The organism is Deltaproteobacteria bacterium (genome assembly GCA_009929795.1).
Classification (GTDB): Bacteria; Desulfobacterota; Desulfovibrionia; order Desulfovibrionales; family Desulfomicrobiaceae; genus RZZR01.
Genome location: RZZR01000009.1, coordinates 1 through 24,342, shown reverse-complemented (window position 1 = coordinate 24,342; position 24,342 = coordinate 1). Strand labels below are relative to the sequence as shown.

Here is a 24,342-nt window from a genome sequence, read left to right as displayed (position 1 = left end):
ATGCTCGAAACAAAACGTCTCAAACTCGGCATCCCCAAAGGATCCCTTGAGGAGGCCACGATCAAGCTCTTCGCCCGGGCGGGCTGGAAGCTGACATCACATCACCGCAACTATTTCCCCGAAATCAACGACGAGTACATGACCTGCAGCCTGTGCCGGGCCCAGGAGATGTCACGATACGTAGAATCAGGAGTTTTGGACGTAGGCCTGACCGGCAAGGACTGGGTTCTGGAAAACGAATCCGACGTCGTGGTTGTCGCCGACCTTATCTACTCCAAGACAAGTAACCGGCCGGCCCGCTGGGTCCTGGCCGTAGCGGGAGACTCTCCCTTTCGTCGGCCCGAGGACCTTGCCGACAAGGTCATTGCCACCGAATTCGTCAACTTCACCCGGAACTATTTCAAAAATGCCGGAATTCCGGTCAAAGTCGAGTATTCCTGGGGAGCCACCGAGGCTAAGGTTGTCGAAGGCCTGGCGGATGCCATCGTCGAAATCACCGAAACCGGCACGACCATCAAGGCCCATGGTCTGCGCATCATTGCCGAACTTCTTCAGACCAACACCCAGCTCATCGCCAACCGCCAGGCATGGGAAGACCCTTGGAAACGGATCCGCATCGAAAACATGAACACTCTCCTCCAGGGGGCACTGCGGGCCGAGCGTATGGTCGGCCTGAAAATGAACGCCCCTTCCTCGGCCATGGAGGAGATCATGGCCATCCTTCCGAGCATGACCTCCCCGACCATCGCCCACCTCTACAACTCCAAATGGCTGTCCGTGGAGATCGTCGTCGAGTCCGATCTGGTTCGAGAACTAGTGCCCAAACTTCAGAAGGTCGGAGCCGAGGCCATCATCGAATACTCCTTGAACAAGGTCATCTAAGCCATGAAACTCCACATTGTTCTTTTCTGCCTCCTTGCTCTGCTCAGTCTTTCGATAGGCTGCGCCACCCCCCGCGGAGGGCAAACCGTGTCTGAAAGGGAACTAAAAATCCACATCGACCTTGCCGAGTCCTACATCCGAAGCGGAGAGCCCCGCAGGGCCGTCAAGGAACTCTTGCCTCTGGCCGATCAGGGACAAAAGGACTGGCGCTATCACTATGCCCTCGGACACGCCTATCTCCTTTTGGACGAACTTGCGGCCAGCGAGAAGGAATTCCAGGCCTGCGTCAAAATCGAACCCGGATCTGGCGACGGCTGGAACTCCCTTGGTTTCGTCCTGATGAGCCGCAACAAGATTGCCCAAGCCCAGGAGGCCTTCGCCAAGGCCCTGGCCATGATCGACTACCTGACCCCTGAGCTTCCGGCCTACAACATGGCCAGATCCTATCTGGAGCAGGGAGACGAAACCATGACCATCGAGTACGCCAGAATCAGCATCGACAAGAATTGGCGCTATGCCCCTGCCTACGTACTCCTGGCTAGGACCCTGGTGTCCATAGATAGGGTCGATGAGGCCCAGGAATGGCTCGAGAAGGGGGTCGAATCCAACCTCGAGAGTCCGGCCCTCCAACTGGCACTTGCCGAGAATCTTGTCCGCAAGGGAAACAATGCCGAGGCCCGAACATGGTTCACCCGCATCGCCAATGATTTTCCAGAAACCCAGGAAGCCAAAATGGCCGGAGATTACCTGGACCTTCTGCCCTGACAAGCGGGGAGACCATGGGCCAAGAGTTCTAGGAATCAACCCATGGATCCACGATTTCACGGCCTACAACCTCTGGTCCCGACCGGTCGGGTTGCTTGCATGCCTGTCCATGCTCCGCCGGGCCGGGTGTTCCATCTCTCTTTTGGACTGTTTGGACCAGACCTGGGAGGACCATCCCTGGCCTAGACAACACCCCTTTGGCCGAGGCCGATACCCGAGACAACCTCTGCCTGTTCCAGGCCCTCTGAAAGGCATCCCCAGACAATTCGCCCGCTACGGTCTCGACGCGGGGGCCGTAGAGGATGCCCTTACTGCGCTTGATCCTTCCCCGGATCTCGTCATGGTCACCTCGATCATGACCTATTGGTATCCTGGCACGGTCGAGGCAATACGCCTTGCCAGACATGTTTGGCCCAGAACCCCCATCGTCCTCGGGGGCGTCTTTCCCTCACTCTGCCCAGATATTGCGACCCACATCGGGGCCGATCTCGTCATTTCCGGCCCTCTCGAACGACCAGACAACTGGACCTCATTTTGGGCCGTATTGGGACGACAGGCGGCTCCACCCTTGCCGCCAATCCCCTACTTCGACCTAGCCCTTGACCTCTATCCCTCTCCGGCCTTCTCCCCGGTAATCGGCTCAAGGGGCTGCCCATACCACTGCCCGTACTGTGCCAGTTCCATTCTTCATCCCGATTTTGTCCAGTCCGATCCTTCCATCCCTTTGAAACTGGCCGAACACCAATTTAATCTCGGTGTCCGTGACTTCGCCTTCTACGACGACGCCCTTCTTGTTCGGCCAGAAGCCTGGCTTGATTCCTTTCTTGACTGGGCTTCTGCAGGCAAGATCCGACTCCATACCCCCAATGCCGTTCACATCCGTCTCCTGGATGCCAAGACGTGTAGCCGCCTGGCCGCCGCTGGCCTGACCACCCTGCGACTTGGCCTTGAAACGACCGATTTTGAGGGCAGGCGCGATCACAAACTGACTGAGGATGAATGGACCTGGGCCTTGAAAAATATCTTTCAGGCTGGCATCAATCCAACCTTGATCCGGACATACATATTGTTCGGCCTCCCGGACCAAAATCCCAAAGAAATCCATTCCGCCATACAAAAGGTCAAAAAACATGGAATCCGCCCTGAATTAGCCTTGTACAGCCCCATCCCTGGCACTGCATTCTTCGAGAGGGCCTGCCAGATCTCGCCCTATCCCTTGAAGGAAGAGCCCCTGTTCCAGAACAAATCCCTCTGGCCCTGCGTCCCAGGTGGCTACGACCGACATGTCCACAGAAGATGGACTCGACTGACCCTTGGGGAAAACTTCGAATAGTGGCCAACTTTCCAGTTACTGAAATCCGCTCACATTGCTCCTGTTCTCATTGATGTCACCTTTGACGATTCAATTCGTATTTGGATGATTTTCAAGAGAAATATGATAACTTATCGTAGATAAATAATAAACAATATGTTGATAACTTTCTCCTTGACAGCCTGAAAGCCATAGTAAGCGGGGAATCTCGCTTGCCAGTTCAATTCGTGCGTTACAGAGGTGATTCGATATATAATACAAAATTTCAAATAGATAGAATGTAGACAGTCAACCAGCTAAGCACCGAGTGGCCGCACATTTTTGACGTTGCCTTGCCCGCGTATCCCTACGTAGATAACTCTCCATGATGCCGAAAGATTGGGACGCCATCCAACATATTCTCAAAAACCAACTGAAACCCGGAATTTTTCAGGCTTGGATCAGACCCCTAGTTGGAAACATTCAAGGATCCGACCTGATTCTTGAGGCCCCCAATCCCTTCGTGGCCGGCTGGATTCGCCAGCATATGCTTGAGGACATCTTGACAGCGGTCCGCCAGGTCCTTGGATCCCAAACTTCAGTGCAGATCACGGCCAAAAAAGGAACTCGCGGCCAGTCCAGTCGTCGCCATGAACCTAATGAGCCTCTCACCCTGCCCATGGATCCCGCCATCAAGACTGCCGAGATGGCCTTCAATGCCGATTTCCGATTCGAGGATTTTGTCGTCGGCCCTAGCAACGAAATGGCGTACATGGCTGCCCATCATTTCAGTTCCAGAAATTTTGCTTCGGATCAACTATTCCTGTGCGCCCCGACCGGGCTTGGAAAAACACATTTGATCCACGCCATCGGGCACAGCGTGATCAAAGCCTCCAACCGATCTCGGCTTCGAGTAGCCTGCCTTTCAGCCGAAGATTTTGCCAACCAGATGATCATGTCCCTGAAGGCACGTGAAATTGAACGGTTCAAGGCACGGTATCGTGAGCAGGTCGATGTTCTACTCCTTGAAGACATCCACTTTTTCCAAGGCAAGGAAAAAATTCAGGACGAACTCATCTGCACCTTGAACGCATTGGCCCAGCATGGAAGTAAGGTCGTCTTTACCAGCACTTTTTTCCCCAAGGAACTGAAAGCCGTCAACCCGCATTTGGCCTCGCGTTTGTCCCAAGGATTCATGGCCGAGATCGCTCCGCCAGACTTTGAGACTCGCCGAAAAATCGTGGCCTGCAAGGCTAAAAAGTTCCAGATTGCCCTGCCTGAGGGGATTCAGAATATCCTTGCCGAGCACCTCAATCATGACGTGCGGCAACTTGAGAGCTGCATCAAGAACTTGGCCCTCAAGGTCAAACTCCTGAACCGTCCGGCCGACCGGGACATGCTTGTGGATGTGTTGAGCCACTACGAAACGTCAAATACCATCCTTGATCTTCCCCGCATAGTCGACTTCGTCTGCAAGACATATTCGTTAAGCCCGCAGGAGCTGAAGTCAAAGAGTCGGAAACGTCATCTGGTTCTGGCAAGAAACACGGTTTTTCTCTTGGCGAGACAGCATACGGGGCTTTCCCTTAATGAAATCGGAGCCTCCCTGAATCGCAGGCACTCGACAGTCCTCAAGGGCATCGCCAATCTGGAAAAAGCCATCAAGGACGATACCCGATTCGGGCAGGAGGTTCAGCGGACCATTGGCCATCTTCTCGCCCCTGACCCTAAAGGGCACGTCCCTACCCTTCGCTCCCCATAATCCTTTTCAATGCCGGATGGGTCTAACTTCTTCGCTCGATCCGCAGGATAGGCATTGGCGCAAAAAAAAAGGCCGGCTGGTCAAAAATGACCAGCCGGCCTTTTTCCACAAAGGACCTTGCTAGACCCAGGCAGGCTCGGTCCCGGGATGCGGGGCGGTCACCTCGGACCATTGCCCGCTGGATGTTCCAAGATCAATCAAGCTGAGGTAGTCGTCACGGTTTTGAAACAAGAAACGGCAAAAATCATTATTCAGGGCATGTCCAGAGCAATGAATCAAAAAATCTCCCCGGATAGGGCGGCCGAGCATGAACATGTCTCCCAAAAAATCCAGAATCTTGTGCCTAACAGGCTCGTCATCAAAGCGCATCCCTTCGGGATTGACCACATCGTACTCGTCAAGAACCAAGGCGTTCTCAAGGGAACCACCCCGGGCGAGGCCGCTTCGCTGCAGCGCCTCAACGTCCCGGAGAAACCCGAAAGTTCTGGCCCGAGAAATTTCCTGAACAAATACATCAGGATCAAGGACCAAGGTCTTTACCTGCCGCCCGACCCTGGGGTGTCCAAAATCAATTGTGTATCTGACCTTCAGACCATCATAGGGACGTCCCTTGATCCACTTGCCACCCTGCTCATACCTGATGGTTTTCTTCAGGGCAAAAACCTTTTTTCCGACATTTTGCGTCCGCAAGCCGGCCTGATGGAAGAGAAAGACAAAGGGGGCCGCACTTCCGTCGAGAATCGGAATCTCCGGCCCGCAGACTTCGACAACGAGATTGTCGATGCCCATGCCCTGCACAGCTCCCAAAAGATGCTCCACGGTCGAGATCTTGGCATTTCCGTTGCCGATGGACGTGGCCAAGCCAGTGCTAACGACACGTTCCGGCCCCAAAGAAAGATGCTGGCGTTCCGGGCCATCGACCTGAACAAAGAGGATACCCGTATCCGAATCGGCCGGCCTGAGAGTCAGTTCAATCTTCTGGCCACTGTGCAGCCCAATTCCCGAACAACACACTGATTTTCTGAGAGTTGTTTGTTTCATGAGCATGGCTAAAGCAAATATGATGCCTGAAATTTCTCGCTTCAACCATTTGAAATCATATAATTTTATTTTAAAAATTCACGGTAACGAATGTATTTCTTCACACACCTGTGGCTCTTACGACACATGCTAGGCCCTGGCCAGAACAAAGCGACCTCTGCCGCTCGTGTCCGGACAGATGTCAACGCATGCCCATAGTCCCTCCAAGGCCTCTCGCACCACTTCACCTTGTGTACACCCAATTTCCATGACCAAACTTCCCCCTCTCTTGACCAGTTGACGGGCTTCGATTCCGGTCCTGATCGGCATCTCGCAGCCCCCAACCCCGGACACCAGTGCAAGATATGGTTCGTATGCCGCCACGCCCGGATCAAGAGATCCATATTCAGTATTGGATAGATAGGGAGGATTGGCCACGACCAGATCAAACCATGGTCCTGCCTTGAGGGCCGAGACCATGTCGGCGCAAAGCAGGAAAACCCGCTCCAACACTCCATGACGCTTGAGATTTTTGGTAGCAAACGATAAAGCGCTCATGGAAAGATCCATGGCCAGTCCTGTAGCCAGCGCTCGTTCGACGGCCATGGCTACGGCAATGGCCCCGCTTCCGGTGCCAACATCGAGAAATCGAAACGGGTCCCTTTCGCAAATCAACGACAGAGCAAGATCGACAAGCTCCTCGGTCTCCGGCCTTGGGATCAAAACATCCGGGCCTACTGACAGATCGAGCCCTCGAAACTCCTTGACGCCGGTCAGATAAGCCACTGGCTCGAGTGCCGCTCGACGGCATATCAGATCTCGAAATCTGGCCTGCTGGACAGCATCAAGAACCGTTTCAGAACGAGTGTAGAGATCGACGCGCTTGCATCCGACCACATGGGCCAGAAGAACATCGGCTGACAGAATTGGTGAATCCGCTGACGTCGCGGACAAAAGGGTCTTGGCCCAGGCCAAAGCCTCGCGGATGATCATTCCGAAAAAGGCTAGGTGGACATTCCGGACCCATCGTCACGCATGGCTTCTGCCCGGTAGTGCTGGATCAGGGGGTCGACGATGGGATCTAGGTCCCCCTCGAGAATAACCTCAAGGTTGTAGACCGTGAGGTTGATGCGGTGGTCGGTAATTCGACCCTGCGGAAAATTGTAGGTTCTGATCCGTTCGGAACGGTCGCCACTCCCGACCTGAGAACGGCGGTTAGCGTCGTACTCACGCTTCTTCTCGTCCTGAACCTGTTGCATGAGCCTGGCTCTGAGGACTTTGAGGGCCTTGGCCTTATTTTTGTGCTGGGATTTCTCGTCCTGACAGATGACTACCAGGCCCGACGGAAGATGGGTCAGGCGAACGGCAGAGTCCGTGGTGTTAACGCTTTGGCCGCCAGGACCGGAAGACCTGAAGACATCAACCCGAAGATCCGACGGCTGGATGTCTACCTCGACATCTTCAGCCTCCGGCAAAATAGCCACGGTAACGGCAGAGGTGTGAATACGGCCCTGGGATTCAGTGGCCGGAACCCGCTGAACCCTGTGAGTTCCCGACTCAAATTTAAGGCGGCTATATACTTGGTCGCCGGCAACAGAGACCACCACTTCCTTAATGCCCCCTGCTCCGGAATCGTGCATATCAACAAGTTCCACCTTCCAGCCCTGGGCCTCGGCGTACCGACAGTACATCCTAAACAGATCGGCGGCGAACAGACCAGCCTCGTCTCCACCAGTCCCGGCCCGTATCTCAAGGATAACGTTTTTTTCATCGAGAGGATCACGAGGCGTCAGGAGATCCTTGAGCCGAGCCTCGGTCTCAACAAGCCGGGTCTTGAGCACCCGAAGTTCTTCTTGGGCCAAGGCCCGCATCTCCGGGTCGGGATCTCTGGCAAGAATTTCATTGTCCGCAGCTTCACTTCGTATCCGCTTGAACTCCCGGTAGGTGAGCACGACATCTTCCAGACCGGACCTCTTCTTAGCCAAGGTCCGATAGCGTTCCTTGTCGGCGTAGACATCCGGCGAACCCAATTCGGCATCGAGCAACTGAAAACGCTGCTCAAGGGCTTCAAGCTTTTCGATCATTGACAGGCTCGAACCTCGAATCGAAGACGTTGACCCTTTTAAAGATCAAAAAAAAAATCAAGAAGTCTGCTTGGTCTCAGCGAACTTGGCGTATTTCTTCCGAAACCGATCAATGCGTCCGGCGGAATCGACGAAACGCTGTTCTCCGGTATAGAACGGATGACAGTTGGAACAGATCTCGACATGAATCTGTTCGCCGGCTGAGGACAAACTCGTGAACTCGTTGCCGCAGGAACAGACGATTTTGGATTCGAACAGTTTAGGATGAATTTTCTTTTTCATGTCCTTGCCTCCTTGAAGATGAAGAATCGAGGTTCTTATACTTTGCTCGGTCGATTGGCAAGGAAAATCGTCAATCTGAAGATTTGTGGTCGATCAGGTTGATGAAATGACGCCCCGCGCCACATTGGATGAGATGGTGAAGGCGACAGAAAACATATGGTGAATAAAGTCGACATACTCGACAGCCACGAAGCCAGGCACGTCGATACGCGTCGTGGCGAAGTTGATGATACCCAGAATCCCGGCGTCGACAAGATAGTTGGCCGCCCTTTGGGCTCGCTCGGGAGGTGTCGTGATGATCCCTATCTCGATCCGACATTCTTCGACTTTCTCCTTGAGCCTCCGAGTACACAGGATCTCCATTCCTCCGACATCCTCTCCGATCTTGAAAGGATCGCAGTCAAAGGCCGCCACGAGCATGAATCCCCTCTTCCGAAGCATGCTGTGCCGCAATAAAGCCCTGCCCAGATTGCCGACACCCACCAAGGCGACGTTCCATGTCCTGTCGACACCGAGGGCCTGTCGAATGGCCGTCAGAAGATCACTTACGTAGTACCCGACCCCCCGAACGCCAAATTCGCCGAAATAGGCAAGATCCTTTCTGATCTGAGAGGGATTGACCCCGCAGGCGCTGGCCAGTCCTTCGGAAGAGATGATCTTCTCCCCATCATGGGCCAGAGATTCCAGCAGTTGGACGTAGATAGCCAAACGCTGGATGGTCGCCCGCGGAATATGCTTGCTTTTGGGAAAACCCTGCACAATGAGCTCGTGAAATTTTGAACGAGTATCTTGAAAAGAAAAGGAGGCCTAGGCCTCCTTTTCTTTTCAAGACTCGAACTAGCCCATGAACGGATTGGCGAAGAGCAGGATCAGATTGACAACCAAGGTATAGATGGCCAGTGACTCGATCAGAGCCAAACCGATCAACATGGTCACGGTAATCTTGCCGCTGGCTTCTGGGTTCCGAGCCGTTCCTTCGCAAGCGGCACGCAGGCCGATGCCCATTCCAATACCACAACCGGCGGCGGCAATGGCCATGGCCATGGCGGCGGCCAGTGAGGTGGTGGCGGCAACGCCCGGATCGGCGGCAGCAGAGGCAATTCCGGCGACAGCGACAAGGGCCACGGTGTTGACGATGGTCAAGAGAGCTTTGCGCATGATACTACATTCCTCCAAAGATAAAAGTGATATAAATCAGGGCCTCAACCCATTTCCCCTATTACAATGCCCGCCTAGTGGGCGTGCTCAAAGGCTTCGCGTAAGTAAAGCATGGACAGCAGGAAGAAAATAAACGCTTGGATCGTGCCGCACAAAAAGAATAGAAAGGTCATAGGCAATGTGGACAGGACCGGAGCCAGAATAAAGAGCAGAGCCAAAACAATTTCCTCACCCATGATATTGCCGAAAAGACGCAGGGACAATGACAGCACCCGGGCAAAATGACCGATGACCTCGATTGGAATCATCAGGGGGGACATCCACCAAATGGGGCCCATGAAGTGCTTTATGTACTTCACCCCGTGGAGCCGGATACCCCAGAACTGGTAGTAGCAGAAGACAAAAATAGCCATGGATGCCGTGGTGTTGATGTTCGCCGTCGGAGCATCACCGCCGGGAATGTGGCCACCCATGTTGCAGCAAAAGATGTAGATAGCAAGGGTCGCCAAAACCGGGAAAACTTTTCGGCCGTTTTCGCCCATGGTGGCGACTACGAAATTTTCCAACGACCCGATAAGGAACTCAAAAAAATTCTGAACTTTCCCCGGGACCATCGACAGGTTCCGGGTCGCGAGCCAACTGAAAAGAAAAAGCACCCCCATGATCACCCAAGAGTACAGGACGTTGCGGGGAATGAGGGAAACCAGATGCCCATGGGCGTCAACGGTACTCAAACCGACAAGTTTAACGAGTTCCTCGACCAGGAAAATCGGATGCAGATCCGCAGCCATGTGTTATGCCTCCTTTACATTTTTCCCATAGACAAAATGGATTCCACCCCAGAGAAAAATCGAAATCACCACCGTACTCAAACCGCTCAATAATCCGGTGACCGGTATCCTAACCCAGACGAGCAGGGCGAACAGTAGTCCCCCGGTCAGGATCAGACGGCCGTAAAAACTAACCAGCAGGGCCGTTACCCCACCATGTCTGGCGTGGACCAACTCCTGAATGACCCTGGCAAGAGCCAGAAAATTCAAGGTTCCCAGCGAGGTTCCCGCCAGGAATCCGAGGGCCCATTCGTTCCTGACCAAACCCAGCACAAGGAGGGTGCTGATTATTGCCAGATAGAACTGACAGCGGATCATGGCCCGAACCTCAGGTTCCTGGAACCCTTTCTGGAAGAGGGACTTCTCCAGAGATCGGTTGAGCTTGACCAGCCTACTTCTCATCTTGATCCAGCTTCTTGAGTTCCCGGAACATGTTTTTGAAACCGGCGATGATGCCAAAGATCAAAAAAATCAAGGTGAGCCACGGCTTCGTCCCAAAATATCGGTCAAGATAATATCCCATGGCCAATCCAACGAAGGTACCGCACACGACCTGCAGCCCCATCATCGAGGCCGTACCGAGAGACCGCAACTGCTTCTTGTCCTTGATTCCGAAAACCATCGGCCCCCCCGCTGACCCAAACAACCAAACACGGTCGTGCATTCATTCACAAGTTGAGGCGCACTACCACACCCTTGCATCGGTCGTCAACGCATCCGGGCCGAATTTCTCAAAACAGACCCGCCTAACGAGAAGGGCTGACACTGCGGGCAAAAGGTCGTCGTCCTCCCGGCCACCGAGGCCTTTTCCAGGGTCGTACTACAAATTCGGCAGTGCTTCCCAGCCCGGCCGTAGACGGCGAAATCCTCCTGAAACCGGCCATGTCGCCCAAAGGCATTTCTGTAGTCTCGGATAGAGCTCCCTCCGGCGGCCAAAGCCTCGAGAAGAACCTCCTGAAGACAGGAAAAAAGCCTCTCCAGTCTGGCTGTTCCGATTGTGTTGGCCCGCTCTCGGGGATGGATTCCGGCCCGGTGTAGGGACTCGTCGGCATAGATGTTTCCCACGCCTGCGACCACAGTTTGATCGAGCAGCATGGCCTTGATGACAGCCTTCCGGTCGGCCAAACTTTCAGCCATCTCCTGCGGCGTAATCTGAAGAGGTTCGGGACCGAGACCGGCCCAATAGTCCCACTGACGAAGACCGTCCGGCGAGAAAACCCCCGTGTACCCGAATCGCCTCTGGTCATCGAAGAGAAGCATCTCGAAACTGTCGAACACGAAAGCAGCGACCGTGTGCGGTCCGGGTTGCGCGTCATTCGGGGCGAACCATAACCGCCCGGTCATCTTCAGATGGAAGACCAGGACATCCTGACTGGCCAGATCCACGACCACAAGTTTACCCCGGCGCCGGACCGCCGTGATGGCCTGACCGAGAACCCGTTGCTGGAAAGACACAACATCCCCGAGAACATCCCTCGCGTCGAGGATGAAGAGATCCGCCACAGTCAGCCCGGTCAATACCGGAGCCAGGCCCTGGACGATGGTTTCAACCTCCGGAAGTTCCGGCATAGTTCACTCGCCCGCCCCGGTGGTTGTCTCCCGGCCGATGGTCAAGGGAATCGAGAGGCTATGGTTCGTTCGGCCCCGGAGGACATCGAAGTCCAGAGCCTTTCCTGCCCTGGCCGCCTTGACCCCTTGAGAATGAAGGACTCCGAGGCCTTTCGCCTCGGCATCTCCGACCTTGAGAATCATATCCCCGGGCATGAACCCCGCCCTGGCTGCCTTGCTGTCGGGACGAACAGCCACCACCCTGACCAGACCATCGGTCCCCTCCAAAACAAACCCGAGCTGGCTCTCGCTTCTGGACGGACAAAAAAACAGAAGGGCTCCGGTGTCAATTAGCCTTCGACCTGCGGGGCCATTCATTCTGGTAGGCATGATTCGCAGGACGGACCTGCCAGGATCGAGGATTCGAAGTCGATGCTCGATCCCCCACCCATGTTCCACATGACCGGTCCCGGCGAGAACTACCACCGGCCGATTCAAAAAACTCTCCCGGGCCTTGACGGCGGTCTCGGCCATCATAGTGTCCCGCAGAGCCTGAACTTCCACGAACCTGTTCTCGCCTGCCCAGGTCCCGTTGGAGGCGAAGAACTTGTGGGCTTCGTATTGATCTCTGAGTTCCTCCATCTGGGCTTCAGGGGGAAGAATCACGGTCCTCGGCACGAAAAGCCGCTCGGTCCGATCCTTTCTTGATTTGCCCAAAGGCATGTTCAGTCCCACCAGAGGCAGATCGTGCTCGCGGGCCGCCTCGAAGATCGGACGATACAGGGTGAAGTCGAAGCCCCAGCAGTCGGCCCATTCCAGGGCCGAGGACGCATCGTCCAAGGCAATCTCCCCTGTTGAGATGCGGTCCAGAACCTCTTGCCGGTCCGCGCCGACCATCTCCAGTCCGACCACCGGAGACGCGCCGGCCAGAACCAACCGGTCCAGGAACTGAGCCTGAAATTCGTGGTCGCATGGATTGGTGTGGGTCTCTCCGATCAAGACATAGTCGTGGGCCAGCCCGACCTCCACGGCCTCCTCCAGCGCCAGTGGCTGGCCGTGGAAAAAAAATGGGCCCGGCCCGGGAACATTCCCCGAAACCGGGCCTCGAACAGGCGAACAACCGGCTGCCATGATCAGAACGGAAAAAAAAAGACTCCGGACAGAACTCAATCCCACGTCCGCTTGTCCTCGATCAACCTGATCTGAGGAGGCAGAGTTCCGGGGGCGAGGGTCTTGAGGACAGGCCGGATCTTGATCTTCTCTCTGAAGATGTGGAGCAGTTCCTCCTCTCGCCTGAAGGAACTGGCCTCCACGAACAGGGTCATCTCGTCGATGCCTCCGGGGTTGGTCACCTCGATCTGCCAGCGCTTGATCTCCTCGAACCCCGCCAGAACCTGCTCAACCTGATGCGGATACACGAACATGCCCTTGATCCGGGCCGTGGTGTCCACCCTGCCAACTACTGTGCCCAGCCTGGGAGAAGTCCGGCCGCAGGGGCAGGGGCTACGGTCAATGTAGGACAGATCACCCGTGGCCAGCCGAATCAGCGGGTAGGTCTTGTTGAAGGCCGTGACCACGATCTCCCCGACCTCGCCGTCCTTTAAAGGAATACCCGTGTCCGGATGACAGATTTCGACATAGGCCCTGTTGGCGATGTGTAGTCCGTTCTTGTGGAAGCACTCGTAGCCTATGCAGCCCACGTCTGCCGTCCCATATCCTTGGCGCATGATCAGATCGAACTTCTTTTCCAGAGTCGAACGCATCTTTTCCGAAAATTTCTCGCCGGTGACAAAAGCGACCTCCAGATAGAGATCCTTGCGGAGGTTGAGTCCTTTCTCCTCGCCTTTCTGGGCCAGATGCATGAGGTAACTCGGAGTGCCCACATAGCCTGTGACCCGGAGTTTCTGCATAATCTCGAGCTGGGTTGACGTGTTCCCAGGACCGGTTGGAATAACCGAGCATTGAAGATTTTTAAGGGGCTCCTCGAACATGAGACCCGCCGGGGCCAAATGGTAACTAAAGGTGATCTGAGCGATGTCTCCCGGCCGAAATCCTGCCGCGTAGAAACTCTCCGTCCAGCCCCAATAGTCATCGCTACGGTCTTCGGGATCGAAGATCGGACCCGGAGAGAGGAAGATCCTGCGCAGTTCACCCAGATCCTTGGTCAGGAGACCGCCAAGGCGGGGGCCCATGGACTGAAGAAAGATGAGCTCCTTCTTCTTCAGAATCGGAATGTACTTGAGATCATTGAGTGTCTTGAACTTTTCGACCAGAAACTGGGCCCTGTCGAACCGCTTCTTGACATCCTCGGAATAGCGATAGGCGTAGGTGAGCAGATCCTTCGTCTGGATCTGGTAGTATTTGTTCCGCTCCCCTTCGTCCAAAACCTCGCGCCGGCTGTATATGCCTTCGGTGCGATCTTTTCGGGTCATGCTCCATTTCTCCCTTCTCGAGAATCATCGACCAAGAAATCTCAACATAAGATATTAAGGATAAAAAAATACTCAGGAAAAATCAAGAAAAACATCAACTGATTCCGAACCGGACCTCTCGGACACACATTCGGAAGAGACCGCATTCGCACCGGCCAGGCGGGCAAACACCAAAAAACCTGTATGGGCCACCATTCGGTCCATGGGCCGAAATCGTTCGGCCGTTGGCTTGTACCTGCGAAGCAGAATTTCAAGGACTTCAATCTGGAGAAAAGGGCCTCTTTCCAGGCCGGCCAGAAGTTCCTGGACCTGATTGGTCGTCGGAAGCAGGAATCCCAGGGGAGATCCCGGCACGAGACAAGCTGGAATCTTGTCCAGATACTCCCAGGGGGTCCGAACATCGAGGAACAGTGCATCGGCATCGGTGGCCGCAAACCCATCGATCCCGACGTCGCGCTCGTGAATCTCCACCCGGTCAGCCATACCGGCCCATTCCAGGTTGTCCCGACATAAGGAACAGAACTCGGGCCGCCGGTCGTGGGTGACGACCCGCCCTTCGGTGCCCACGAACCAGGCAAGGGCCGTGGTCAGTCCGCCCGATCCGCAGCCGGCTTCGACCACCCTGGCCCCCGGGCCAATCCCGAGTTTCATGACCAGATAGCCGATTTCCTTCGGATAAAGAATCTGGGTCTTGCGACGAACACCCTTGACCACGTCGTACAAAGATGGACGAAGCACCGTATAGACCCGCCCGAGGTGGGTTTTGATCTCTCCCCCGAATCCGACGTCGATCACCTCATCCATCTGGATGGTCCCGTCGTGCGTATTCAAGACTTCCCCGGGCCTGGGAACCCGAAAGTAATGCTTGCCCTTGGGGCTGACTAACAGTACCAATTGCCCGGTTTTGAGCATGGGACACCTCCTGAGGGTCGCACGGGACTAGCCTCGGCCGCACGGCCTGTCAAGGACGGCATCCGGCCTTCCTGATCTGGCCTCCTCTCCATGCCAGCTTACTATAAATCACTCCGAACACAACCAGACACATCTTCGTCTGCTAGGAATAGACATGCCGACCCCCCCCAAATCACGCAAAAAAATGTTCGTCAGCGTCCTGCCCGGAGAACAGGTCGAAATGATCCTGGCCCGGGACGGCAAGATCCAGGACTACTATGTGGACATGCTCCATCAGAGCAAGACAAAGGGCAACATCTACAAGGCGGTAGTCCACAATGTCGATCCTGCCCTGCAGGCCGCCTTCGTCTCATACGGTGGGATTAGAAACGGATTCCTCCAGGTGGACGAGGTACATCCCGAGTACTACCAGGCCCAGGTCGAGGCCAAGTCCGGGAAATATCCTCCACTTCAAAAGGCTCTCAAACCCGGACAGGAACTTCTGGTCCAGATCGTCAAAGATCCTGCCGGAAACAAGGGGGCCTTCCTGACGACCTACATCTCCCTGCCCGGCCGCTATTTCGTGCTCACCCCGGGCCGTGAGCAGCTCGGGGTTTCCCGCCAGATCGAGGACGAAAAGGAGCGGGCCCGGCTCAAGTCCATCGTCGAGGAATTCAAGATCGATCCCGGTCTGGGCCTCATCGTCCGCACCGTCAGCGAGGGACAGCCCAAGAAAAGTCTGTCTCAGGATCTTCAGTTTCTAAAACGGCTCTGGAAGGACATCCGCAAGCGGGGCCAGGTTGCCGAAAGTCCGAGCCTCGTCCACGAGGAAAAGGATCTGGCCTACAGAGCCGTTCGCGACTACCTCACGCCTGAGGTGGCCGAAATCTGGGTCGACCACGAGGCCACGGCCCGGCAGATCGAGGAGACCCTGAATCTGCTCTTTCCCCGGCACAAGAAACTGGTTAAGGCCCACGCCGAACCGGACAAGACCCTTTTCGAGCGCTTCAACCTGGACCATCTGCTCAGGGAGATCTACAGCCGGGAAGTCGAACTCCCCAGCGGCGGCCGAATCTGCATCGACCCCACCGAGGCACTGACGGCCATCGACATCAATTCCGGTCGCATCGGGGGCAAGAAGAATTTCAAGGACATGGCCTTCAAGACAAACATGGAAGCCGCCGAGGCCATCGCCCGACAGATCCGCCTGCGGGACATCGGCGGCCAGATCGTCATTGATTTCATTGAGATGCGCGATCAAAACCACGTCCGGGAAGTGGAAAAGACCATCCGGACTGCCGTCAAGGAGGACAAGGCCCGCATCGACGTCGGTAAAATCTCCAAATTTGGACTCATGGAACTCGTCCGCCAGCGACTGGGGACTTCGGCTCTTTCCCTGACCCAGGAAACCTGTCCCCATTGTCAGGGCTCGGGGATCAGAAGAAATCTCGAGTGGCGCGCCCTCCAGACCATCAAGTCCATCTACCGGCAGCTCAGGCAAAAAGGCTGCCCCAATCCCCTGATTATCAGGACCGACCCCGACCTTGCCCAATACCTTCTGAACAGGAAACGTCGGGTGCTGGATGGCCTGGAGGCGGAGTTCGATATCACCGTGCACATTCTCTTCACAGGCGATGAATGACGACCTCCCGATCCGGGAAAAAATTCTCATCCACGTCTGTTGCGGACCCTGCTCCATCCACCCCCTGGAACGCCTCCTGTCTGATGGCCATGAGGTAACGGCTCTCTGGTACAATCCCAATGTCCATCCGCTGCGGGAATATCTCCGCCGCCGCGAAGGGGCCGTGCAGGTCGCCGAGCGATTCGGAATCCGGATCATCTGTCTCGACGACGAGGCCCGGCCCGAAACCTTCCTGCGAGAGGTAGCCTTCCGAGAGGCCAGCCGTTGCCTCCTCTGCCACCGCCTCCGCCTGGAAAAAACCATTCAGATCGCCAGGAGGGGCCGGTTTGAGGCCTTCACCACCTCCCTTCTCTACAGTCGGCAACAGCGCCACGATCAAATCCGGGAACTGGCCCGGGACATAGCCGGAAGCGGACGACTCCGATTTCACTACGAGGACTACCGCACCGGATGGCAGCGGGGTATCAAACAGTCCCTGGCCTGGGGCATCTATCGCCAGGACTACTGCGGCTGCATCTACAGCGAATTCGAGCGTTTCCAGGGCGACATGAAGTCTTTGAGCCGAGTCTAACCTTCACCGTGCTCCTCTACATCCACGTCCCATTCTGTCGTCAAAAATGTCGGTATTGCGGCTTTGAATCGGCTCCGCCCGGACCGGGCCAGGAGGAGCTTTTCGTCCGAGGTGTCTGCCACGAGGCCCGGGTCCGGGCCAACGGTTTGGATTCTCTAGAAGTCAGGACCCTCTACGTCGGAGGCGGAACCCCTTCCCTTCTGACCCCGACCAGCCTGGCCAGAATCCTGGAGACCGTCCGATCGTCCTTTGATCTGGCCCCTTCGGCCGAAATCACCGTGGAAGCAAACCCGGAGTCGGCCGAAAACAAAGAGTTCCACTCCACACTGGTTCGGCTCGGGGTCAATCGTCTGAGCCTGGGGGTCCAGGCTTTGGACGACGAGATGCTTCGCCTCCTCGGCCGAACCCACACCCGGGCTCAGGCTCTGCGGTCCATCGACCTGGCCCGACGGGCTGGGCTGGACAATATCGGCCTCGACCTCATCTGGGGTCTGCCCGGCCAGAGCCTTCGCCAATGGCTGGGCCAGCTTAAGGAGGCAGTCCGGCTCCGCCCCCGTCATCTGTCCTGCTACGGCCTGAGCCTCGAACCCGGCACTCCCATGGCCCGGGACGTGGAATCGGGGCTTCTGGCCCTGCCCGAAGAGCGGGAACAGTCGCAGATGTATGTCCTAGGAGCCGAATACCTTGAATCCGTCGGACTCATCCAGTACGAGGTCTCCAATTTCAGCGTCATGGACTACACGGGAAGCCACAATCTTGGATACTGGGCCGGGGAGGACTACATCGGTCTCGGGCCGGGAGCGGTGTCCACCATCGGAAGCCGTCGTTGGAAGAACCCCTTTCCCCTGGATGACTACCTCCGGGCCATGTCCCTTGGACTCTGGGATGAGAACCGGGAAGACCTGCTTCCCATCGACCGGACCAACGAATTCATCATGCTCTCCCTGCGGACGACCAAGGGACTGGATATCCGGGAATACACCGGACGAACCGGCCATGACATCCGGACTCGGCACAGGCAGACCATCAGGGCCCTCCGCTCCGCAGGCCTGGCCAGGTTAACGGCGTCACACCTTCGGCTGACCAAGACCGGCATGGTCGTCGGCAACCAGATCATCACCCGGTTCATGCTCGACCGAGAGAACTGAACCCAAACACAAATCAAGGAGTAAATACAACATGAAAGAGTTGCGGATTCGAAGAGCGCTTTTGAGCGTCACGGACAAAAGCGGGCTTACGGAGTTTGCCGGATTTCTTTCCGGACAGGGAGTGGAGCTGGTGTCCACCGGCGGAACCATGAAGACTTTGAGCGGGGCTGGCCTTCCGGTCACGGCCGTCGAATCCGTGACCGGTTTTCCGGAGATGCTCGACGGTCGGGTCAAGACCCTGCACCCTCATGTCCACGCCGGCATCCTGGCCGACAAGGACAATCCGGGCCACATGGGGATCTTGGATGAATTCAGCCTCCGGCCCTTCGACCTAGTCTGCGTCAACCTCTACGCCTTCGACAAGGCCGTCCGGGCCGGGGCCGACCTGAAGACCGCCGTGGAATCCATTGATGTCGGAGGGCCGACCATGCTCAGGGCCTCGGCCAAGAACTACCATTCCGTGGCCGTGGTTCCCGAAATCGACCTGTACCCGGAGATCATGAAGGAACTGACAACCAACGGCATGATCCTGGGTCTGGTGACCAGACGGAATTTAGCGGCCCGGACCTTTTCCCTGCTCTCGGCCTACGACCGAGCCATCTCCGAATATCTAGCCGCCAACCGGGATTGAGCCCTCAGGATCGCTCGGACCGCAGAGCCTGGACCACCCGAGCCAGCCCACGTCCGGCCCCGGCAATAACCTTCTCGTCGACGCAAAAGGCCATTCTGAAATATCCCGGCATGCCGAACCCCGAGCCTGGCACGGCCAGAATTCGTTCCTCCATGAGACGGGCGGTGAACTCCGGATCAGGCATGTCCACCGGAACCCTGGGAAAAAAATAGAACGCTCCACCGGGCATGCAGAACTCCAGCCCGGCCTCGGTCAGAATTCGGGCCATGGCTCGACGGCGGGCGTCATACACGGACACGTCCACTCCGGAACCCAACACTCGGCCAAGAATCTGCTGGGCGATGGCCGGGGCATTGACGAAACCGAGAATTCTGTTGGCCAGGATCAGTCCGTTCATCAGGGTCACCCCTTCGGGCATGGCCGGATTAACGATGACGTAGCCCAGCCTGGCTCCGGCCAGGGACAGGTTCTTGGAAAACGACGATACCACCAGAGCGTAGCCGTAGAGGGGCAGAACCGATGGAACCTCAATGCCGTCGTAGGCCTGAAACCGGTACGGTTCGTCCGAAATCAGAAAAACCGGCCGCCCGGTCTTGGCTCCATGCTCACGAAGCATACCGGCCAAGGCCTCGAGCTCGTCTCTGCCGTAGATCCGACCGGTGGGATTGTTGGGGGAGTTGATGAGCACGACCCTGGTCTTTTCGCTGAGGGCTGCGGCCATGGCCTCAAGGTCGAGACCGAAGTCCGGAGTTCTGCACGGAACTGGCCGAAGCACCCCACCGAAATTCTGAGCATAAAATGTGTATTCTACGAAAAACGGGGCCGGGCAGAGGACTTCCTCCCCGGGTTCGAGAACGGCCCTGAGGATGACGTTCAGGCCCCCGGCTGCGCCGCAGGTCACCAGGACATGGCCGGGTTCCAGGACGACTCCCTGTTCGGCCCCCAAATGTCCGGCCAGACGTGACCGCAGATCGGGATAGCCCGCGTTGGGCATGTACCCGAAGGCAAAGGGCCGGTCAGCCGTGTCGGCCAGAGCCCGCAGGGCCGCCCCCACGTCTGGCGGAGGGGGAAGGTCCGGATTCCCCAGGCTGAAATCGAAGACGTTCTCTTCGCCGTAACGTTTCTTGAGTTCGGCCCCGGCCTCGAACATCCTCCTGATCCAGGATGAGTTTTCAATGAACCCGCCAACCTGTCTGTTCAGTACTCCCATCGTCTCCCTCTTTCGTATCGTTTTGACCGCCATGTGGACCTCACTCGACGTCGAAGCCCTGCTTGCGGTATTCGTTCAGCTTGTTTCTCAGGGTCCGGACCGAGATGCCCAGCAGCTGTGAGGCCTGGGTCCGGTTACCTGATGTCCGGTCAAGGCTCTTTAAAATCATCAGCTTTTCCATTTCGTGCAGGGGCATGACCTCGGCCACTTCCATGGTCCCGGCAGGGCCCTCTCCCGATGTCTCGGAGCCGAGAGAAGGTTCGTCATCCAGAAGAGGCAGTTCCCCGTCCAGCAGGAAGTGGACTGGGCCAATGGGTCCCGGTCCGGCCAAAAGCACAGCCCGCTCCATGAGATTCTGAAGCTCCCGGACGTTTCCCGGCCAGTCGTGCCCGAGCATCCAGGATTTGGCCTCATCGGAGAGTTCGAGTCTATTCAGCCCGTAGGTCTTGCAGTTCCGGTCAACGAAATACTTGGCCAGCAGCATTATGTCTTCACCTCGCTCCCGCAACGGAGGAAGCTTGAGGGGAATAACGTTCAAACGATAGTAGAGGTCCTGGCGGAATTCCTTGTTCCGTACGCTCTCCTCGATGTCTCGATTAGTCGTGGCCAGGACCCGGACATCTACGGCAACCGGTTCGGTTCCGCCCACTCGGTCAATCTCCCCCTCCTGAAGAGCCCGAAGAAGCTTGGCCTGCAGGGACAGATCCATCTCCGATATCTCGTCCAAGAGCAGGGTCCCGCCGCTGGCCAGCTCGAACTTGCCCATCTTGCGGTTGATGGCTCCGGTGAAGGCCCCCTTTTCATGCCCGAAAAGCTCACTCTCCAGCAAATGCTCGGGCAGGGCCGCACAATTAACGGCCACAAAAGGTCCGTCCCGACGATCCGATTGCTGGTGCAGAAAACGGGCAAACATCTCCTTGCCTGTGCCCGATTCGCCGGAGATGAGCACAGTGGCCTTGGACCTGGCCACCTGCCTGGCCAGTTGAAGAACCTGGCGAACCAGAAGGTGTCCCCCGATGATCCGGGTTGGGCCGGTGGCGGCCGAAGGCACGGACGCCGTAGCCATAGGCTCGGGTTCAGACCTGGGCATGACCAGGCGGATGCGTTCCGCATCCGGACGGCCGGACCAATAGTCGACGGCCCCCTCCTCCATCGTCCGTCGGGCCTCCTCAGCCGTCGCCTGTTCTGAAAAGACCACTACCGGAGGACCGTCTTCGGGGAGAGCCTTGAGGAGATCCAGAGCCCGGTACCCGGGAAGAAAGGCCTGGGAGACGATCAGATCAGGCCGTCTGCCCACAATGGCCCGCAAGGCCTCCTGCACTCCGTCAGCCATGGTCAGCTCAACCCCCGACTTCTTGAACTCGGAAAACATCGGGGTGACGATCTCAGGACGACAGACGAATAACACGCTCTTCTGCTGGGACATGGACGGTTCATAGCCTCAAGAACAGGCGATTGCAACACAGTTCCAACCCTGCTTGCCCCCCGTCGGCTCTTCTGCTAGTGGAGTTCTGGCTTACAGGCCGAAGGGGAATCCTCATTGATCGAAATTGAACATATCCATAAATGGTTCGGTGAGTTGCATGTTCTGCAGGATGTATCCCTGCAGGTCTCCAAGGGCGAGGTCATAGTCGTCTGCGGGCCCAGCGGTTCGGGCAAAAGCACCCTGATCCGCTGCATCAACCGTCTTGAACCCATCCAACAGGGCCGCATCGTCGTCGATGACGTGGACATCAACGCCGAGGACGTCAACCTGACGCTTCTTAGGGCCGAAATCGGCTTCGTCTTCCAACAGTTCAACCTCTACCCCCACATGACCGTCCTGGAGAACGTCGTTCTAGCCCCTACCCTGGTCCGAAAACTCTCGAAAACCGAGGCCAAGGACCTGGCCATGGATCTGCTGCGTAAAGTCAACATCCCCGAAAAAGCCCACGAATATCCTGCCCAACTCTCAGGGGGACAGCAGCAGCGTGTGGCCATCGCCCGGGGCCTGGCCATGCAGCCAAAGATCATGCTCTTCGACGAGCCAACATCGGCCCTGGACCCGGAAATGATCAACGAAGTCCTGGACGTCATGAAAAACCTGGCCCGGGAGGGCATGACCATGCTCTGCGTGACCCACGAGATGGGCTTCGCCCGGGAGGTAGCTGACCGGGTCATCTTCATGGACGGTGGCCGCCTGGTCGAGGAAAACACCCCGGACATTTTCTTCTCCAGCCCTGAAAACGAGCGGACTCGGGCCTTTCTGGACAAAATTTTGACCCATTGACCGGAACTTCCGGCCAATGGGTCTTTTTTGCAACCCCATCAACCAAAGGAGATTAAAAAATGCGCATGTGGAAACCAGTCGTCCTTGCCGCGGCCCTGTGTCTGATTCTGGCCCAGACCGCCACGGCCGGCCCCACCTATGACAAAGTCATGAAGGACAAGGTCATCCGGGCCGGAATCATGTCCGATTCCATCCCCGGGGGCTTCTACAACGAAAACAAGGAATGGGTCGGATTCGATGTGGACATCGCCGAGGAAATCGCCAAGCGCCTAGGCTGCAAACTGGAGCGTGTCCAGGTCAATAACAAGACCCGCATCGCCTTCGTCCAGCAGGGCCGCATCGACATGTCCGTGGCCAACATGACCCACAAACGGGAACGTGACAAATCCATTGACTTTTCCATCACCTATTTCTTCGACGGCCAGAAGATCCTGGCCCCTCGAGGAAAATTCAAGAAGTCTGAGGACTTCGTCGGCCAGAAGATTGCCACCATGCAGGGCACGACCTCGGAGATCAATGTCAAAAAGCTGCTCAAGGACCTCGGCGATCCTGACTACGAGAAGAACGTCATCTCCTATCAGAAAGAATCCGAGTGTTTCCAGGCGCTGAAGATGGGCCGCGTCGCCGGATGGTCTACCGACAGCACCATACTTCTGGGCTACGCCGCCCAGGAGCCGGGCAAGTATGAACTGGTGGGCGACTTCTTCAGCGACGAGCCCTACGGCATCGGCCTGCCCGAGGACGATTCCAAATGGCGGGACACCATCAATTTCACCATCCAGGACATGTGGCTCGACGGCACCTACCAGAAAATCTACGACAAATGGTACGGCCCCGAGACTCCCTACTACTTCCCCATGACCGAAAAAATCGAGATCTGGCCCTAGCCGAAACCTGCCCTGAAATGAAAAACCCGGCTTTGGCCGGGTTTTTCATTTGGATGCTGCCCCCTTTCAATCGAAACAGGCCTTCATGGTGTTCGGCCCGGATTCCCTGGCCTCGCGCAGGGCCGTCTCGGCCCGGCCCAAGAAATCGCTTACCTCGTCTCCCTGCTCCGGGCTCGCCGAGTAGACACCGATGCAGACGGCCGTCGCCTTGTCATCCGTACCTGGACAGGCCTCCCGAACTCCCGACACACTTTCCAGAATGACCCTGGCCACATGGATGGCCCCCTCGTGTTCGGTCTCGGGCAGCAACAGGCCAAAGCGCAACGTCTCCAATCTGGCCGCCACGTCGAGGGGCCTCTGACCACCGTCCTTGACCACCTCGGCCACATGGATCAGGCGGTTTTCCTCAGGTTCCCAGCCGGGAAGTTCTTGGCCGGAGGGTTTGACGAGTTCCAAGAGAATGATGGAGATGGGGGAGCAGTATCGTGCGGCGTGCCGCCAATGCCTGGTCAGCATCTCTTCGAACTTCCTATGATTGGCCATGCCTGTAAGGGCATCTAAAGTGGCCATGCGCTCCAGGAGATCCCGCTGCCGCTTGAGACCCACATGGACCCGAAGTCTGGCCAACAGAAGATTCTCCGGCAAAGGCCCGGTCAAAACGTCCACGGCTCCGCATTCCAGGGCACGAAGAGGATCCAACTCGCGATCGGAATTGGAGAAAAGCAGGATTGGGATCTGCCTGCCGGCCCAATACCGGGCCAGGCGAAGGCATTCGGTGTATCCGTCGCATTGGGCGGTTTCGACGCCAAGGATTACGGCGTCAAGATTCTCGACCTCGTTGATCCGCTCCATAGCCTCGTCCACGGAAGAAACAATCAAAGTCCTGAACTCCTTTTCGAACTGCCGAGCCAGAGCTCCAGTCTCCTCCGGACATCGCCCGACGATCAAAACCAGACCCTGGTCATCTCGTGCACACATGGGGTTCTTCCTATCTTCTGCCGTCGGCTCCGGTCATGCCCCGACCAGAACCAGATACAGG

The 24,342-nt window shown here is 56.7% G+C and carries 26 protein-coding genes; 10 read left to right on the top strand and 16 right to left on the bottom strand.

Annotation, left to right across the window (positions count from 1 at the left end; all coding sequences use genetic code 11):
• The 4 genes from EOM25_02265 to dnaA all read left to right on the top strand — a co-directional run bounded on the left by EOM25_02265 (window position 1) and on the right by dnaA (window position 4,700).
• On the top strand, window positions 1-882 hold the full coding sequence (locus tag EOM25_02265) for an ATP phosphoribosyltransferase (GenBank protein NCC24017.1): 882 nt from the start codon (window positions 1-3) through the stop codon (window positions 880-882).
• Window positions 883-885: 3 nt separating this feature from the next.
• Window positions 886-1,647 carry a tetratricopeptide repeat protein gene (locus EOM25_02260; GenBank protein NCC24016.1) on the top strand — a complete coding sequence of 254 codons (762 nt, stop codon included), beginning with the start codon at window positions 886-888 and terminating at the stop codon, window positions 1,645-1,647.
• Window positions 1,586-2,980 (top strand): radical SAM protein, encoded by a 1,395-nt coding sequence (locus tag EOM25_02255; protein ID NCC24015.1) that lies wholly within the window; start codon window positions 1,586-1,588, stop codon window positions 2,978-2,980. Before EOM25_02260 ends, EOM25_02255 begins: the two co-directional genes overlap by 62 nt.
• Before the next feature lie 346 nt (window positions 2,981-3,326).
• Entirely contained in the window at window positions 3,327-4,700 is a 1,374-nt protein-coding gene (gene dnaA, locus EOM25_02250; GenBank protein ID NCC24014.1) for a chromosomal replication initiator protein DnaA, read from the top strand.
• A gap of 120 nt (window positions 4,701-4,820) precedes the next feature.
• Here dnaA and lpxC read toward each other — a convergent pair whose 3' ends face one another.
• From lpxC to EOM25_02185, 13 genes are all read right to left on the bottom strand, one after another.
• A complete protein-coding gene (gene lpxC, locus EOM25_02245; GenBank protein ID NCC24013.1) occupies window positions 4,821-5,741 on the bottom strand; it encodes a UDP-3-O-[3-hydroxymyristoyl] N-acetylglucosamine deacetylase in 921 nt (306 codons plus the stop codon).
• A 129-nt stretch (window positions 5,742-5,870) separates the two neighbouring features.
• A complete protein-coding gene (gene prmC, locus EOM25_02240; protein NCC24012.1) occupies window positions 5,871-6,713 on the bottom strand; it encodes a peptide chain release factor N(5)-glutamine methyltransferase in 843 nt (280 codons plus the stop codon).
• 11 nt (window positions 6,714-6,724) lie between these two features.
• The gene (gene prfA, locus EOM25_02235; protein NCC24011.1) at window positions 6,725-7,804 is read right to left on the bottom strand and encodes a peptide chain release factor 1; all 1,080 of its coding nucleotides are present in this window, start codon (window positions 7,802-7,804) and stop codon (window positions 6,725-6,727) included.
• A 57-nt stretch (window positions 7,805-7,861) separates the two neighbouring features.
• Entirely contained in the window at window positions 7,862-8,086 is a 225-nt protein-coding gene (locus tag EOM25_02230) for a 50S ribosomal protein L31 (protein NCC24010.1), read from the bottom strand.
• A 93-nt stretch (window positions 8,087-8,179) separates the two neighbouring features.
• Window positions 8,180-8,845: a redox-sensing transcriptional repressor Rex gene (locus EOM25_02225; protein NCC24009.1), complete on the bottom strand. Its 666-nt coding sequence runs from the start codon at window positions 8,843-8,845 to the stop codon at window positions 8,180-8,182.
• A gap of 78 nt (window positions 8,846-8,923) precedes the next feature.
• Entirely contained in the window at window positions 8,924-9,244 is a 321-nt protein-coding gene (atpE, locus tag EOM25_02220; GenBank protein ID NCC24008.1) for an ATP synthase F0 subunit C, read from the bottom strand.
• Window positions 9,245-9,318: 74 nt separating this feature from the next.
• On the bottom strand, window positions 9,319-10,035 hold the full coding sequence (atpB, locus tag EOM25_02215) for an ATP synthase F0 subunit A (protein NCC24007.1): 717 nt from the start codon (window positions 10,033-10,035) through the stop codon (window positions 9,319-9,321).
• Between the two features lie 3 nt (window positions 10,036-10,038).
• Complete coding sequence (locus EOM25_02210) at window positions 10,039-10,476, bottom strand: ATP synthase subunit I (protein ID NCC24006.1); 438 nt, start codon at window positions 10,474-10,476, stop codon at window positions 10,039-10,041.
• Window positions 10,466-10,696, bottom strand: a complete 231-nt coding sequence (locus tag EOM25_02205) for an AtpZ/AtpI family protein (protein NCC24005.1) — start codon at window positions 10,694-10,696, stop codon at window positions 10,466-10,468. The genes EOM25_02210 and EOM25_02205 overlap by 11 nt, the downstream gene beginning before the upstream one ends.
• Before the next feature lie 86 nt (window positions 10,697-10,782).
• The gene (locus EOM25_02200) at window positions 10,783-11,643 is read right to left on the bottom strand and encodes a bifunctional DNA-formamidopyrimidine glycosylase/DNA-(apurinic or apyrimidinic site) lyase (protein NCC24004.1); all 861 of its coding nucleotides are present in this window, start codon (window positions 11,641-11,643) and stop codon (window positions 10,783-10,785) included.
• A 3-nt stretch (window positions 11,644-11,646) separates the two neighbouring features.
• Window positions 11,647-12,798, bottom strand: coding sequence for a PDZ domain-containing protein (locus EOM25_02195; protein NCC24003.1), 1,152 nt, complete (start codon window positions 12,796-12,798; stop codon window positions 11,647-11,649).
• Window positions 12,789-14,054 (bottom strand): phenylacetate--CoA ligase family protein, encoded by a 1,266-nt coding sequence (locus EOM25_02190; protein ID NCC24002.1) that lies wholly within the window; start codon window positions 14,052-14,054, stop codon window positions 12,789-12,791. The genes EOM25_02195 and EOM25_02190 overlap by 10 nt, the downstream gene beginning before the upstream one ends.
• 72 nt (window positions 14,055-14,126) lie before the next feature.
• Window positions 14,127-14,966: a tRNA (adenine-N1)-methyltransferase gene (locus tag EOM25_02185; GenBank protein NCC24001.1), complete on the bottom strand. Its 840-nt coding sequence runs from the start codon at window positions 14,964-14,966 to the stop codon at window positions 14,127-14,129.
• A gap of 184 nt (window positions 14,967-15,150) precedes the next feature.
• Between EOM25_02185 and EOM25_02180 the strand changes: the two genes are divergently transcribed.
• Genes EOM25_02180 through EOM25_02165 form a run of 4 tightly spaced genes read left to right on the top strand, consistent with a single transcriptional unit; the run spans window position 15,151 to window position 18,937 of the window.
• Complete coding sequence (locus EOM25_02180; GenBank protein NCC24000.1) at window positions 15,151-16,587, top strand: Rne/Rng family ribonuclease; 1,437 nt, start codon at window positions 15,151-15,153, stop codon at window positions 16,585-16,587.
• Window positions 16,580-17,158, top strand: a complete 579-nt coding sequence (locus EOM25_02175; GenBank protein NCC23999.1) for an epoxyqueuosine reductase QueH — start codon at window positions 16,580-16,582, stop codon at window positions 17,156-17,158. The genes EOM25_02180 and EOM25_02175 overlap by 8 nt, the downstream gene beginning before the upstream one ends.
• 8 nt (window positions 17,159-17,166) lie before the next feature.
• Window positions 17,167-18,306, top strand: coding sequence for a radical SAM family heme chaperone HemW (gene hemW / locus EOM25_02170; GenBank protein NCC23998.1), 1,140 nt, complete (start codon window positions 17,167-17,169; stop codon window positions 18,304-18,306).
• A gap of 31 nt (window positions 18,307-18,337) precedes the next feature.
• Complete coding sequence (locus EOM25_02165; protein NCC23997.1) at window positions 18,338-18,937, top strand: IMP cyclohydrolase; 600 nt, start codon at window positions 18,338-18,340, stop codon at window positions 18,935-18,937.
• Window positions 18,938-18,941: 4 nt separating this feature from the next.
• Here the strand turns inward: EOM25_02165 and EOM25_02160 are convergent, their stop codons facing one another.
• Together EOM25_02160 and EOM25_02155 are read right to left on the bottom strand one after the other, a co-directional pair.
• Window positions 18,942-20,147 carry a pyridoxal phosphate-dependent aminotransferase gene (locus tag EOM25_02160; protein ID NCC23996.1) on the bottom strand — a complete coding sequence of 402 codons (1,206 nt, stop codon included), beginning with the start codon at window positions 20,145-20,147 and terminating at the stop codon, window positions 18,942-18,944.
• A gap of 40 nt (window positions 20,148-20,187) precedes the next feature.
• The gene (locus EOM25_02155) at window positions 20,188-21,573 is read right to left on the bottom strand and encodes a sigma-54-dependent Fis family transcriptional regulator (GenBank protein ID NCC23995.1); all 1,386 of its coding nucleotides are present in this window, start codon (window positions 21,571-21,573) and stop codon (window positions 20,188-20,190) included.
• A gap of 114 nt (window positions 21,574-21,687) precedes the next feature.
• Here EOM25_02155 and EOM25_02150 point away from each other — a divergent pair, with 114 nt between their 5' ends.
• Together EOM25_02150 and EOM25_02145 are read left to right on the top strand one after the other, a co-directional pair.
• A complete protein-coding gene (locus EOM25_02150) occupies window positions 21,688-22,416 on the top strand; it encodes an amino acid ABC transporter ATP-binding protein (GenBank protein ID NCC23994.1) in 729 nt (242 codons plus the stop codon).
• 59 nt (window positions 22,417-22,475) lie between these two features.
• A complete protein-coding gene (locus tag EOM25_02145; protein ID NCC23993.1) occupies window positions 22,476-23,303 on the top strand; it encodes a transporter substrate-binding domain-containing protein in 828 nt (275 codons plus the stop codon).
• A 66-nt stretch (window positions 23,304-23,369) separates the two neighbouring features.
• Here EOM25_02145 and EOM25_02140 read toward each other — a convergent pair whose 3' ends face one another.
• On the bottom strand, window positions 23,370-24,281 hold the full coding sequence (locus EOM25_02140; protein ID NCC23992.1) for a diguanylate cyclase: 912 nt from the start codon (window positions 24,279-24,281) through the stop codon (window positions 23,370-23,372).
• Between the last annotated feature and the right edge of the window lie 61 nt (window positions 24,282-24,342).